The organism is Pseudonocardia sp., assembly GCF_050250275.1.
Lineage (GTDB): Bacteria > Actinomycetota > Actinomycetes > Mycobacteriales > Pseudonocardiaceae > Pseudonocardia.
Map to the genome: position 1 here is coordinate 21,761 of NZ_JBFWOY010000009.1, position 12,716 is coordinate 34,476.

A 12,716-nucleotide genomic window follows, 5' to 3' on the forward strand; every position below is an offset into this window, starting at 1 on the left:
TCACAGGGCGAGGGCCGCGTCCGCGCCGGTGTTGACGGCCCGGACGAAGTCGGCGGGGGTGTCGGCGTCGCCCAGGACACGGACCTCGATGTCGTCCAGCGCCAGGTCGGCCGTGCCCGTGGGGCGCCAGCCGATCGCCAGGGCGACCACGTCGGCCGGGAGCCGATGCACCGCACCGTCGGGGTCGGTCCAGCTCACGGCGTCGGGGGAGATGCCGACGACCGTCGCCCCCGTCAGGATCTCCACGCCGTCGCGGCGCAGGTGGCGGACCAGCCGGCGGCGGGTGATCGCCTCGATGCCGCGCCCGATGCTGCCGCGCATCTCGACGATTGCCACCTCCGCACCCTGCGCCCGCACCAGCTCCGCGGTCTCGCAGCCGGTGGCGCTGCCGCCGACCACGACGACCCTCGTCCCCGGCCCGACGGGCACATCGCCCCGGAGCACGGCCTGGGCGTCGTGGACGGTCGGGCCGTCGATCCCCGGGATCGGGGGGACGAGCGGGTCGGCGCCGGTCGCGACGATCACGACGTCGGGGTGCAGCGCGCGGATCGTCGCCGCCGACACCGGCGCCGACGTGTGGATCTCCACGCCCAGTGCGGCGACCCGCGCCGCTTGGAAGGCCCTGAACCGCAACACCTCGTGCTTGCTCGGTGCCAGCCCGGCGACCTCCAGCTTCCCGCCGAGCTCGGCGTCGCGTTCCCAGAGGGAGACGTCGTGCCCGCGCAGCCGGGCGATCCGCGCGGCCTCCAGCCCCGCCGGCCCGGAGCCGACGACCATCACCCGCCGCGGGTGCGCGGCGGGGGTGACCGACCAGGTCAGCTCCCGGCCGACCTCGGGATTCACCGAGCAGCGGGCCCGCTCGCCACGCCCGACGAGGTCGACGCAGGCGTTGCACGCGATGCAGGGGCGGACCTCGTCGAGACGTCCGGCCTGCACCAGCGCGGGCCAGTCCGGTTCCGCGATCAGCCCGCGGCCCAGCAGGATCAGGTCGGCCTCGCCCGACTCGACGAGCTCGGTGGCGAGCGCCGGGTCGTCGAGGCGCCCGACGGCCATCACCGGCACGTCCACGGCCTTGCGGACGGCAGCGGCCAGCTCCCGCATGTGCCCGCGGGGGGTCGACATCGGGGCGAGGGTCTCCTGCAGCGTCAGCCAGGTCCCGGAGGTCACGCTGATCGACGCGACCCCCGCGGCGGTGAGCATCCGGGCGACCGTGACCGCGGAGCCGAGGTCGAACCCGCCGGGCTCGGCGTCGGTGCCGTTGAGCCGCCACACCAGCGGCAGGTCGACGGCCGCGACGATCGCGCGGGCCACCTCGACGGCGAACCGCGCCCGGTTCTCCAGGTCGCCGCCGTAGGCGTCGTTGCGGTGGTTGTGCTGCGGCGACAGGAAGTTCGACGGCAGGTAGCCGTGGGCGCCGTGGACCTCGAGGAAGTCGAAACCCGCCTCGCGGGCGAACACGGCGGCGCGCGCGTAGTCGGCGACGATCGTCGCGATCTCGGGGACGGTCAGCTCGTGGGGGACGGGCGCGACGGAGTTGAGGGGCACCGGCGACGGCGCCACCGACGGCCCGTCGACGACCTGGCGGCCGGGGTGCATGAGCTGGACGCCGACGGTGACGTCGTGGGGGCGCAGGGCGTCGACGACCCGGCGCAGCCCCGGCAGGAACTCCGGCCCGCTGATCCGCGGTTCCGGCCCGACGGTGTCGGCCGAGACGAGGCAGCCCTCGACGGTGATCGCCCCGACGCCGCCGCGGGCCCGTCGTTCGTAGTAGGCGACAGTGTCGTCGGTGATGTACCCGCCGTTGTCGAGGCAGGTGCCCATCGGGGCCATGACCAGGCGGTTCTTCAGCGTCAGCGCACCGAGGCGCACCGGTGAGAACAGCACGCTCACGGCAGCGTCCGCAGCGCCCGGGCCGGGCACGCGGCCACGCCGAGCTCCGCGGCCGCCTCCTCGCCGGCGGGCACCTCGCGGTCGGGACCGACCGCGGAGTAGCCGTCGTCGTCGAGCGGGAACAGGTCGTAGTCGACGACCGAGCACTGCCCGTGCGCCTCGCACAGCGAGCTGTCGACAGCGATCCTCACGAGTGCCGCACCACCAACCGGTCCATCGCCCGCGACGCCAGGACGTCCTTCCACGAGGGCTCCTGCGCCAGCACCAGGCCGGGCAGGCGGGAGACGATGCGCCCGACGGCGATCCGCGTCTCCAGCCGCGCCAGCTGCGCCCCGATGCAGGCGTGGATGCCCTTGCCGAAGGCGATGTGCGGGTTGGGGTTGCGGCCCAGGTCGAGGGTGTCCGGGTCGTCGAAACGTTCCGGGTCGCGGTTGGCCGAGGCCAGCACGAGGTGCACCCGCTCACCGGGGGAGATCCGCTTGCCCCGCACCTCGGTCTCGGCGACCACCCAGCGGTTGAGCACCTTGATCGGCCCGTCGAAGCGCAGCAGCTCCTCGACGGCGGGGCCGATGAGGTCGGGATCGGCGCGCAGCCGGTCGAGCTGGTCGGGATGGCGGAGCAGCGCCAGCGTCGCGTTGGCGACGGAGTTGGTCGTGGTCTCGTGGCCCGCGAACAGCAGCAGGGCGCACATGGCGACGAGCTCGTCGTCGGAGAGCAGGTCGTCGCCGTCCTTCGCCATGAGCGCGGACAACATGTCCTCGCCCGGGTCGCGGCGGCGGCGGTCGACGAGCTCGTGGAAGTAGGTGTCCATCTCGCGCAACCCGCGCAGCGCCCGCTCGTGCCGGTCGGCGCGTGCGGCGCCGCCGGTGCCGAACGCGACGAGGGCCAGCTCGTCGGACCATTCACGGAAGCGGTCGCGGTCCTCCGGCGCGGCGCCGAGCATCGTGGCGATCACGGTGGCGGGCAACGGGTACGCCACCTCGGAGATGAGGTCCTGCTCGCCCGAACCCGCCAGGAAGGCGTCGATGTGCGCGTCGACGATCGCGGTGATCTGCTCGCCCATGACCGCGATCCGCTGACCCTTGAACGCGCCCGCGGCGAGGCGGCGCAGCCGGGTGTGCTCGGGCGGGTCGGTGACCACCATCCAGCCCGCCAGCAGGCCCAGCACGTCGGAGGCCGCGCTCGGCTCCGTGCGGCGGGCCAGCACCGGGCGGACGCGGTCGTTGGAGAAGGCCTTGTTGCGGAAGGCGTCGGAGACGTCGTCGTAGCGGGTGATCAGCCAGGCGCGGTGGGTCACGCTCCAGTGCACGGGGTCGGCTGCGCGCAGCTCCCGCAGCACCGCGTAGGGGTCGGCGCTGGCGGCGGGCGCGGTGAGGTCGACGGTCACGACGGGCTCCCCACGGCCTTGAGGGAGCGGGTGAGGCCGAGCCGGTCGCGCACCACGTGCCCGCCGACGACCCGGCCGCCCTCGACCCTCACGAGGCCGACCATGTGCAGGGTGGCGCGACGCCCGACCATCGCCGGGTCGACGTCGAGGCCGCCGCTGTAGGTGCCGGTGCGCGTGACCCGGAACGCGACGTCCGGCCCGGCGGAGAAGAGGTCGTCGACCTGCGAGGAACCGTCCGCGAGCAGCGGCCCGGAGTCGTCGACGGTCGCGCCGCCCTCGTCGGCGGCGATCCATTCGCGTACGGCGAGCTCGGCGGTCGGGTCCGGAGCGAGCGCGACCGTGTCCCACGGCGCCGTCGCCGGCGCCTCGACGACCGCCGTCGGTCCGCCGGCCAGCTGCCGTCGGCGGGACAGGTAGTCCTGCTCCACGAAGTTGTCGACGAGCTTGCGCCCGTTCCAGCGGTAGAGCCCGAGGCCGGTCCACACCGCGGCGGCGCCGTCGTGGCGGACGGAGCGGCCGTGCTCGGAGAACCGCATCGCGAGCCGCTCGCCGTTGGTGACGATCTCGTGGACCGTCAGGCACAGGCCCGGGAACTCGGTGAACTGCTTCCGGGCGGCGGGGATGTAGAGCTCGTCGCGGCCCGCGACCTCGTGCGGGCCCATCCGCAGCGTGTAGTCCGGCTCCATGATCTCGGCGCAGACCGAGGTGTCGTGCCGGTTGGTGTAGTCGTTGACGTACCGGCGCATGAGCGCCACGAGCGGTTCCATCAGCGCCCCTCGAACGTCGGCGCCCGCTTCCCGACGAACGCCGCGATGCCCTCGGCGGCGTCCTCGGTGGCGTGCAGGGCGGTGAGCGCAGCGGTGGAGTGGTCGAACTCGCCGCGGTCGACCCCCCGGTTGACCAGGCCCTTCCCGGCGGCGACGGCGAGCGGCGCCTTGGCCGCGATCGTGGTGGCGAGCTCTCGTGCGGTGTCCATCAACGCCGCGGCGGGCACCACCTTCTGCGCCAGCCCGATCCGCAGCGCCGTCTCGGCGTCGACCCGTTCGCCGGTGAACATCAGCAGCTTCGTCCAGTGCCGCCCGATCACCGACGGCGCGCGCAGCACCCCGAACCCGGGGACGAGCCCGACCGCGGTCTCGGGCATCCCGAACGTCGCGGTGTCGGCGGCGACGACGATGTCGCAGGCCAGCGCCAGCTCGCAGCCCCCACCCATCGCGTAGCCGTTGACCGCGGCGATCACCGGCAGCGGCGACTCCTCGACGGCGGCGAAGGTGCGCATGCAGTCGCGCTGGAACTCGCGCTTGGCCGCGGTGTCGGTGAGCGAGGCGAAGCTGGCGATGTCGCCGCCCGCAGAGAACGCCTTGTCCCCGGCGCCGGTGACGATGAGCGCGCGGGTGCGGCCGTCGGACTCCAGGCGCGCCAGCGCGTCCCGCACCTCCGGCCAGAAGGTGCGCCCCATCGCGTTGAGCCGCGCCGGGTCGTCGATCGTGAGGACGGCGACGGCGTCGTCGGTGTGCACCCGGATGTTGCTCACGCCCGGCCTCCCAGCGTGATGTCGATGCTCGTCGCGATCACGTGCCGGGTCGCGGCGGGCTCGATGACGTCGTCGAGGGACAGGTGCGCGGCGGCCTCCCAGGGTTCGGCCTCGCTCACCCACTCCGCGGTGAGCTCCGCGACGAGCGCCGCGTGCGCCTCGGGGCCCTGCTCGGCCAGCACCTTCTCCAGCCGGCGACGGTGGATCGTGCGGATCCCCGTCTCCGGGGCCATGAAGCCCAGCTCGGCCGACGGCCAGGCGTAGAGGAAGTCGGGCTTCGTGGGGCGTCCGCCCATGGCGAAGTGCCCGCCGCCGTAGGCCTTGCGCAGCACCACACCCACCTTCGGCACGGTGGCCTCGGCGATCGCGGAGACCAGGACCTCGTAGCCGCGCAGGATGCCGCCGCGCTCGGCCTGGGTGCCGATCATCAGCCCCGGCACGTCGTGCAGGAACACCAGCGGCACCCCGAACGTGTCGCACAGCCGCACGAACGCGGCCTCCTTGGCCAGCGCCGCGGGGTCCAGTGCCCCGGCGCGGACGATCGGCTGGTTGCCGACCAGGCCGACGACCCGGCCCTCGATCCGCGCCAGCGCGCACAGCAGCGAGGCGCCCCAGCCGTCGGCCCACGGCAGGATGCTCGCCGCGTCGGCGATGCAGGCGAAGACGTCGCGCATGTCGTACCCGGCGCGGGCGCCGAGCGGGACGATGTCGGCGAGGTCGCCCGGATCCCGTTGCGGCGGAAGGGGAGGCGCGACCGGTGGGGGCAGCGTCGAGTTCTGCGGCAGGTAGGACAGGAAGGCGGCGACCGCGTCCATCGCGTCGGCCTCGGTGTCGACGACGAGGTGGGCGTTGCCGGCCTCGGTGGCCGCGGCGGGCCCGCCCAGCTCGTCGTCGCTGACCTTCTCGCCGATCGCGGGCTCCACCACCGAGGGCCCCGACAGCGCGATCGACCCGCTGCGCACCATCACGACGTAGTGCGCCGTGGAGGCGTGCAGCGCCGAGTCGCCGTACGACGGCCCGAGCACGGCCGCGACCCGCGGCACGACGGGCTCGCCCGGCGGGGGTTTGAGGAAGGTGGTGAAGTCCAATGGCAGCCCGGAGAACCGCCAGCCGGAGACGTCGGGCATCCGGCCGCCGTCGGCGTCGCAGAGCAGGACGAGGGGGAAGCCGTGCCGTTGCGCGTGCTCGATCAGCCGTCCCTGCTTGCGCATGCTGATCGGCGCGGTGGTGCCCGCGACGACGCTGGAGTCGATCCCGATGACGCCGACCCGGCGGCCGTCGAGCAGCCCGAAGCCGGTGACCACGGCGTCGCCCGGGATGGGCTTCGCGCGGCGCAGTTCGGGCAGGGCGAGGGCGCCGATCTCGAACCAGCTCTCGGGGTCGACGAGCATGTCGATCCGCTCGCGCACGGGCAGCCGTCCGGACTCGCGGTGGCGGCGCAGGCCCTCGGGTCCGCCGCTGGCGTGCGCGGCCTCCTGCTTGTCGCGCAGCAGGGCGATCCGATCGGCCGTGCGCTGGGCAACTGCGGGGCTCTCGGCAGTCACGGGACCTCCGGGTCGGTCGTGCAGGGGTCTCGCCGACCGACGCTAGACTACCAGACGGTCGATTGGTAGATAGGGTGCGACAGTCCCAACCCAGGAGGTCCCGTGCGGACAGTGCTCGTCGCCAACCGCGGTGAGATCGCGGTCCGGATCCTGCGCGCCTGCAGAGAGCTCGGCCTGCGCACGGTCGCCGTGTTCAGCGACGCCGACACCGCCGCCCCGCACGTCCGGATGGCCGACGAGTCGGTCCGGATCGGGCCCGCGCCGGCCCGCTCGTCCTATCTCGACGTCGACGCGATCCTGGACGCCGCGAAGAGCTCCGGCGCCGACGCCGTGCACCCGGGGTACGGGCTGCTCAGCGAGGACGCCGCCTTCGCCGCGGCCGTCCCCGCGGCGGGGCTGACGTTCGTCGGCCCGTCCGCCGACGTCGTCGCGCGCATGGGGGACAAGGTCGCCGCCCGCGCGGTCGCCGTCGAGTGCGGTGTTCCCGTCCCTCCGGGGAGCGGACCGGTCACCGTCGACGACGCCGCCGCGGCAGCGGAGGGCATCGGGTTCCCGCTGGTCGTCAAGGCCACCCACGGCGGCGGCGGACGCGGGATGCGCGTCGTCACCGCGGCCGGCGCGCTCGCCGCCGCCGTCACCGCCGCCGGGCGCGAGGCCGCGGCGTCGTTCGGCCGGTCCGAGGTGCACCTGGAGCGCTACCTGGAGCAGCCACGGCACGTGGAGGTCCAGATCGTCGGCGACACCCACGGCACGGTCGTCCACCTCGGCGACCGGGACTGCTCGGTGCAGCGCCGGCACCAGAAACTCGTCGAGGAGGCCCCGGCGCCGGGCCTCGACACCGGTCTGCGGCGCGCGCTCACCGCCGCCGCGGTCACACTCGCCCGGACGGTCGGCTACGTCGGGGCCGGGACCGTCGAGTTCCTCGTCCTGCCGGCGACCGGCGAGTTCTTCTTCCTGGAGATGAACACCCGCCTGCAGGTCGAGCACGGGGTGACGGAGCTGGTCACCGGCCAGGACCTCGTCGTCACCCAGCTGCGGGTGGCCGCCGGGGAGCCGCTCGCGTTCACCCAGGACGACATCGTGACCCGCGGGCACGCGATCCAGGCCCGCATCGCCGCCGAGGACCCGTGGGAGGGCTTCCGGCCGGCGCCCGGCCGCGTCGACACCCTCGACCTGCCGCAGGGCCCCGGGATCCGCAACGACTTCGGCATCGAGGCCGGCGGTGCCGTCGCGCCCGACTACGACTCCATGTTCGGCAAGGTCCTCGCGCACGGCACCGACCGGGAGTCGGCGCGGCGCCGGCTCGTCGGGGCCCTCGACGAACTGCGCATCGACGGCATCCCCACCACCGCGCCCTACCTGCGGTCGGTGCTGGCCTCGGAGTCGTTCACCGCCGCGACCCACGACACGGGCTCCGTCGCCCGGGACTGGACACCCGACCCGGATGCGCGGCCGCGCACCCGGACACCACAGCCGGACACGACGAGCCGACGCGTCCGCATCGCCACCGACCGCGGCGTCGTCGAGGTCGACGTCCACGGCGCCGGCCCGCGACCGGTCGCGCGCACCTCCCGCGCCGCCGGTGTCCCCGCCGCCGCCGCAGGCGCGGCGAGCACCGGACCCGCCGTCGCCCCCATGGACGCCACGGTCGTCGACGTGCGGGTCCGCCCGGGGCAGCAGGTCGAGGCCGGGGACGTCGTCGCCGTCCTCGAGGCGATGAAGATGGAGATGGAGATCCGCGCGGGCGTCGCCGGGGAGGTGACCGCCGTCCTGGTCGAGGTGGGCGGCCCGGTCGCCGCCGGCTCCCCGCTCCTGGAACTCGGCTGACGCGGCGGCCCGACTGGCCGGACCCGCCGCGCGGCGGCAGCATTGCGGCATGACGGTTACGGCCCCCCGCAGCACGCTCCCCGACCTCGTCCGCGGCACAGTCGTGCTGGTCCTCGCGGTGGTGCAGATCGTCGTGTCGGCATTCGGCGGCTCCGGCGCGATCGGTGACGGGGTCGGCGTCGTCGCCAACGACAACCCCACGCCGGTGCTCGCCGCCGGCTGGGCGTTCTCCATCTGGGGGCTCATCTACCTGGGCTTCCTCGCCTACGCCGTGTTCGCGCTGCTGCCCGCCCAGCGATCCCGGGCCGTCCACCGGCGCACCGGCTGGTGGCTCGCGGCCTCCGCCGTCCTGAACCCGCTGTGGATCCTCGCGTTCGGCACCCGCCAGATCCTCGCCGCCGAGGTCGTGATCATCGCCCTGCTCGTGTGCCTGGCGGTCGTGTTCGGCAGGCTGTCCCACGAGCCCGCGACGAGCCCCGCCGAGCGCGCACTGTTCCGCGCGCCGATCGCGATCTACACCGGCTGGGTGTCGTTCGCGACGGTGCTCGGCACCGCCGCGACCGGCGTCGCGGAAGGGCTGCCCGGCGACGGTGCGCTCGCCCTCGCCGCCGCCATCACCGTGCTGCTCGTGGCGGCCGCCATCGTGTGCTGGGTCGTCAACACCGGGACCGCGGTCGTCGGCTACGCCGCCGCGACGGTGTGGGCGCTGGTCGGGGTCGCGACCAACGACCGGCCGGTCGCCGTGACCGTCACCGCCCTGGTCGCCGCCGCCCTGATCGTGTCGGTGACGATCCGCCGCGTCGGCCGGTCGGTCCAGCCGACCCGCCTGGCCTGGGGCTGACCCCGACGCTGCCGGTGAGTGGCCCAGAGCACGGGGGCTCGGCCGAATCCACCCGGACGGGTAGCGTCGTCGCCCGGAATCCCGGCCCGCCGCGAAGGACGTACACCATGATCACCGGCAGCATCGTCGCCATCGTCACCCCGATGCGGGTGGACGGCTCCGTCGACATGGACGCCCTCGCCAAGCTCGTCGACCGCACCATCGAGGCCGGCACCGCGGCCGTCGTGTCGGTCGGCACCACCGGCGAGTCCGCGACCCTCTCGGTCGAGGAACACACCGAGGTCATCCGGCACACCATCGACGTCTCCGCCGGCCGCGTCCCCGTCATCGCCGGCACGGGCGCCAACAGCACCACCGAGGCCATCCACCTCACGCAGGCCGCGAAGAACGCCGGTGCCGACGCCGCGCTGCTCGTCACCCCGTACTACAACAAGCCCCCCCAGGAGGGCCTGTACCGGCACTTCAAGGCCGTCGCCGAGGCCGTCGACCTCCCGCAGTACCTCTACAACGTCCCCGGCCGCACCGCCTGCGACATGTTGCCGTCGACCGTCGAGCGCCTCGCCGAGGTGCCCAACATCGTCGGGCTCAAGGAGGCGAAGGGCGACCTCGACCGGGTCCGCGACCTCGTCGCCCTCGGCCTGTCCGACTTCGCCCTCTACTCCGGCGACGACGGCACCGCCCGCGCCTCGATGCTCGCCGGGTTCCACGGCGACATCTCCGTCACCGCCAACGTCGCCCCCGAGGCGATGGCGCGCATGTGCAACGCGGCCGTCGCCGGTGACGACGAGACCGCGTCGGAGATCGACGCGACCCTCGCCGGCCTGCACCGCGCCCTGTTCTCCGAGCCCAACCCGATCCCGGTGAAGTGGGCGCTGGCCGAGCTGGGGCTGATCGAGCCGGGCATCCGGCTGCCGCTGGTCCCGCTCGACGAGGTGCACCACGAGGACGTCCGCGCTGCCCTGCGCTCGGCGGGCCTGCTGGAGTAGGCGCCCCGGGGGCCGGCCCCGATCTGCAGGAACGGCACTCCCGCAACCCGGTTGCGGGGAAGTGCCGTTCCTGCAATTCGCGCGGGCCCGCCCGCCTGCGGACCTGGCCGGATTCGCGGGCGCACACGGCTCGGGGGCGGCGGCGTCGTCGCCGCGAGCACGCGACTACCCTGACGTTGCGTGACCTCCGTGTTTCCCGACCTCGAACCGCTGCTGCCCCGCGTGTCCAAGCCGGTGCAGTACGTCGGCGGCGAGCTCAACGCCCAGGTGGCCGACGAGGACGAGTGGGACGCGACCCCGGTCCGCTGGGCGCTCATGTACCCCGACGCCTACGAGGTGGGCCTGCCCAACCAGGGCGTCATGATCCTCTACGAGGTGCTCAACGAGCGCCCGGACGCCCTCGCCGAGCGCTGCTACGCGGTGTGGCCCGACCTCGAGGCCCTGATGCGCGAGCACCGGGTGCCGGCGTTCACCGTCGACGGGCACCGCCCTGTCGGCGACTTCGACGTCCTCGGCGTCAGCTTCTCCACCGAGCTCGGCTACACCAACCTGCTGACGACGCTCGACCTCGCCGCCGTCCCGCTGCACGCCGCCGACCGCGACGAGAGCCACCCCGTCGTCCTGATGGGCGGGCACGCCGCGTTCAACCCCGAGCCGATGGCCGACTTCGTCGACGTCGTCGCGATCGGCGACGGCGAGGAGGTCGTCGGCGACATCACCGACGTCGTCGCGGCGTGGAAGGCCGAGGGCCGCCCGGGCGGGCGCCGGGAGCTGCTGCTGCGCCTGGCCGCCACCGACGGCTGCTACGTCCCCGGCCTCTACGACGTGTCCTACGGCGCCGACGGCGCCATCGCGGCGGTGGAGCCCGCCGACCCGCGGGTGCCGCGCAGCGTGCAGAAGCGCACCACCCGCGACCTCGACGACTGGCCCTACCCGAAGGCCCCGCTGGTCCCGCTGGCCGAGACGGTGCACGAGCGCGCGAGCGTCGAGATCTTCCGGGGCTGCACCCGTGGCTGCCGCTTCTGCCAGGCGGGCATGATCACCCGCCCGGTCCGGGAGCGGTCGCTGGAGGGCATCGGTGCGATGGTCGACTCGGCCGTGCGCGCCAGCGGCTTCGACGAGGTCGGCCTGCTCTCGCTCTCCAGCGCCGACCACTCCGAGATCGCCGAGATCACCAAGGGCCTGGCCGACCGCTACGAGGGCTCCAACACGTCGCTGTCGCTGCCGTCGACGCGCGTGGACGCGTTCAACATCGACCTGGCCAACGAGATCTCGCGCAACGGCCGTCGCTCCGGGCTGACGTTCGCCCCGGAGGGCGGGTCGGAGCGCATCCGGCGCGTCATCAACAAGATGGTGTCGGAGGAGGACCTCATCCGGACCGTCTCGGAGGCGTTCGCGCAGGGCTGGCGGCAGGTGAAGCTCTACTTCATGTGCGGGCTGCCCACCGAGGAGGACGAGGACGTCCTCGAGATCGCCGGGATGGCGCACCGGGTCATCAAGGCCGGGCGCGCGGCGTCGGGGCACAACGACGTCCGCTGCACCATCTCCATCGGCGGGTTCGTCCCCAAGCCGCACACCCCGTTCCAGTGGGCGCCGCAGGCCCACCCCGATGTCGTCGACGAGCGGCTGCGCAAGCTGCGCGAGGCCGTGAACTCCGACCGGCGCCTGGGCCGCAACATCGGCATGCGCTACCACGACGGCAAGCCGTCGCTGATCGAAGGCCTGCTCGCCCGGGGCGACCGGCGCGTCGGCCGGGTCGTCGAGCGGGTGTGGCGCGAGGGCGGCCGGTTCGACGGCTGGAGCGAGCACTTCTCCTTCGAACGCTGGACCGGCGCCGCGGAGGCCGAGCTCGCCCCGCTCGGGGTGACGCTCGACTGGTTCACCACCCGCGAGCGCGAGCGCGACGAGGTCCTGCCGTGGGACCACCTCGACTCCGGTCTGGAACGCGACTGGCTGTGGGACGACTGGCAGGAGGCCCTGGCCGGTGGGGAGCAGGACGACTGCCGGTGGACGCCGTGCTTCGACTGCGGGGTGTGCCCGTCGACGGGCCAGGACATCCAGGTCGGTCCCAGCGGGACGCAGCTGCTCCCGCTGACGGTCGCCGACCCCGTCGGCGGGAACCGGTTCGGGAGTGCCTGAGTCCGCATCGGCGTCCGCATCCGGCTCCTACGGGCCGGGCTCGGCCGCGCGGCCGGAGTTCGTCGTGCGGGTCGCCGACGAACGCGACGTCGAGGCGCTCGCGGCGCTGCGCCGCGCGTGGCTGGAGGAGCGCGCGGGCGCGCCCGTCGACGACCCCGGGTTCGAGGCCGCGTTCGCGCAGTGGTGGCGCACCGAGCAGCCGCGGCGGACCTTCTGGCTGGCCGAGGTCGGTTCGGACCGGGCGGGCTGGACGCCGATCGGGTCGATCAACGTCGTCGAGATCGTGTCGATGCCCCGGCCGGGGTCGCGGGGTGGGCGGGTCGGGCAGGTCGGCAACGCGTTCGTGCTGGCCGGGTTCGCCGACCGCGGTGTGCCGCGCGCGCTGCTGGAGGCGGCCGTCGACCACGCGGGGGAGCGCCGCTACCGGCGGCTGATGCTGGCGCCGACGGCGGGCAGCGCGTCGTTCTACCGGCGTGCCGGGTTCGCCCCGGCGGGGGAGGCGCTCCTGGTGCTCGACCCGTTCGCCGCCCCGGATCCCGCCTGACCGGGCCCACCTCCGTACCCTTGC

General features: G+C 74.2%; 11 protein-coding genes. 5 read left to right on the top strand and 6 right to left on the bottom strand.

All coding sequences use genetic code 11. From position 1 onward, the window contains the following. The 6 genes from AB7F12_RS10580 to AB7F12_RS10605 are packed head-to-tail and all read right to left on the bottom strand — an operon-like array spanning position 1 to position 6,355. Positions 1 to 1,890, bottom strand: a complete 1,890-nt coding sequence (locus AB7F12_RS10580; RefSeq protein WP_428497845.1) for an FAD-dependent oxidoreductase — start codon at positions 1,888 to 1,890, stop codon at positions 1 to 3. Next, a complete protein-coding gene (locus AB7F12_RS10585; RefSeq protein WP_428497844.1) occupies positions 1,887 to 2,081 on the bottom strand; it encodes a ferredoxin in 195 nt (64 codons plus the stop codon). The genes AB7F12_RS10580 and AB7F12_RS10585 overlap by 4 nt, the downstream gene beginning before the upstream one ends. After that, complete coding sequence (locus tag AB7F12_RS10590) at positions 2,078 to 3,277, bottom strand: cytochrome P450 (protein WP_428497843.1); 1,200 nt, start codon at positions 3,275 to 3,277, stop codon at positions 2,078 to 2,080. The genes AB7F12_RS10585 and AB7F12_RS10590 overlap by 4 nt, the downstream gene beginning before the upstream one ends. After that, positions 3,274 to 4,044 (bottom strand): ester cyclase, encoded by a 771-nt coding sequence (locus AB7F12_RS10595; protein ID WP_428497842.1) that lies wholly within the window; start codon positions 4,042 to 4,044, stop codon positions 3,274 to 3,276. The genes AB7F12_RS10590 and AB7F12_RS10595 overlap by 4 nt, the downstream gene beginning before the upstream one ends. Next, entirely contained in the window at positions 4,044 to 4,811 is a 768-nt protein-coding gene (locus AB7F12_RS10600) for an enoyl-CoA hydratase/isomerase family protein (RefSeq protein WP_428497841.1), read from the bottom strand. Before AB7F12_RS10600 ends, AB7F12_RS10595 begins: the two co-directional genes overlap by 1 nt. Further along, positions 4,808 to 6,355, bottom strand: a complete 1,548-nt coding sequence (locus tag AB7F12_RS10605) for an acyl-CoA carboxylase subunit beta (protein WP_428497840.1) — start codon at positions 6,353 to 6,355, stop codon at positions 4,808 to 4,810. Before AB7F12_RS10605 ends, AB7F12_RS10600 begins: the two co-directional genes overlap by 4 nt. Before the next feature lie 102 nt (positions 6,356 to 6,457). Here AB7F12_RS10605 and AB7F12_RS10610 point away from each other — a divergent pair, with 102 nt between their 5' ends. The 5 genes from AB7F12_RS10610 (at position 6,458) to AB7F12_RS10630 (ending at position 12,692) form a co-directional block, all read left to right on the top strand. Next, positions 6,458 to 8,182, top strand: coding sequence for an acetyl/propionyl/methylcrotonyl-CoA carboxylase subunit alpha (locus AB7F12_RS10610; RefSeq protein ID WP_428497839.1), 1,725 nt, complete (start codon positions 6,458 to 6,460; stop codon positions 8,180 to 8,182). Positions 8,183 to 8,231: 49 nt separating this feature from the next. After that, positions 8,232 to 9,023, top strand: a complete 792-nt coding sequence (locus AB7F12_RS10615) for a TspO/MBR family protein (protein ID WP_428497838.1) — start codon at positions 8,232 to 8,234, stop codon at positions 9,021 to 9,023. A 107-nt stretch (positions 9,024 to 9,130) separates the two neighbouring features. Continuing rightward, positions 9,131 to 10,009, top strand: a complete 879-nt coding sequence (gene dapA / locus AB7F12_RS10620; protein WP_428497837.1) for a 4-hydroxy-tetrahydrodipicolinate synthase — start codon at positions 9,131 to 9,133, stop codon at positions 10,007 to 10,009. Between the two features lie 180 nt (positions 10,010 to 10,189). After that, positions 10,190 to 12,148 carry a TIGR03960 family B12-binding radical SAM protein gene (locus tag AB7F12_RS10625; protein ID WP_428497836.1) on the top strand — a complete coding sequence of 653 codons (1,959 nt, stop codon included), beginning with the start codon at positions 10,190 to 10,192 and terminating at the stop codon, positions 12,146 to 12,148. Next, complete coding sequence (locus AB7F12_RS10630; RefSeq protein ID WP_428497835.1) at positions 12,141 to 12,692, top strand: N-acetyltransferase family protein; 552 nt, start codon at positions 12,141 to 12,143, stop codon at positions 12,690 to 12,692. The genes AB7F12_RS10625 and AB7F12_RS10630 overlap by 8 nt, the downstream gene beginning before the upstream one ends. The last annotated feature ends 24 nt before the right edge of the window (positions 12,693 to 12,716 follow it).

What these genes read in the sequence shown, in the direction of transcription:
- dapA (WP_428497837.1), top strand. Translation starts at nt 9,131, where the DNA reads ATGATCACCGGCAGCATCGTCGCCATCGTCACCCCGATGCGGGTGGAC.
- AB7F12_RS10595 (WP_428497842.1), bottom strand. Translation starts at nt 4,044, where the DNA reads ATGGAACCGCTCGTGGCGCTCATGCGCCGGTACGTCAACGACTACACC.
- AB7F12_RS10615 (WP_428497838.1), top strand. Translation starts at nt 8,232, where the DNA reads ATGACGGTTACGGCCCCCCGCAGCACGCTCCCCGACCTCGTCCGCGGC.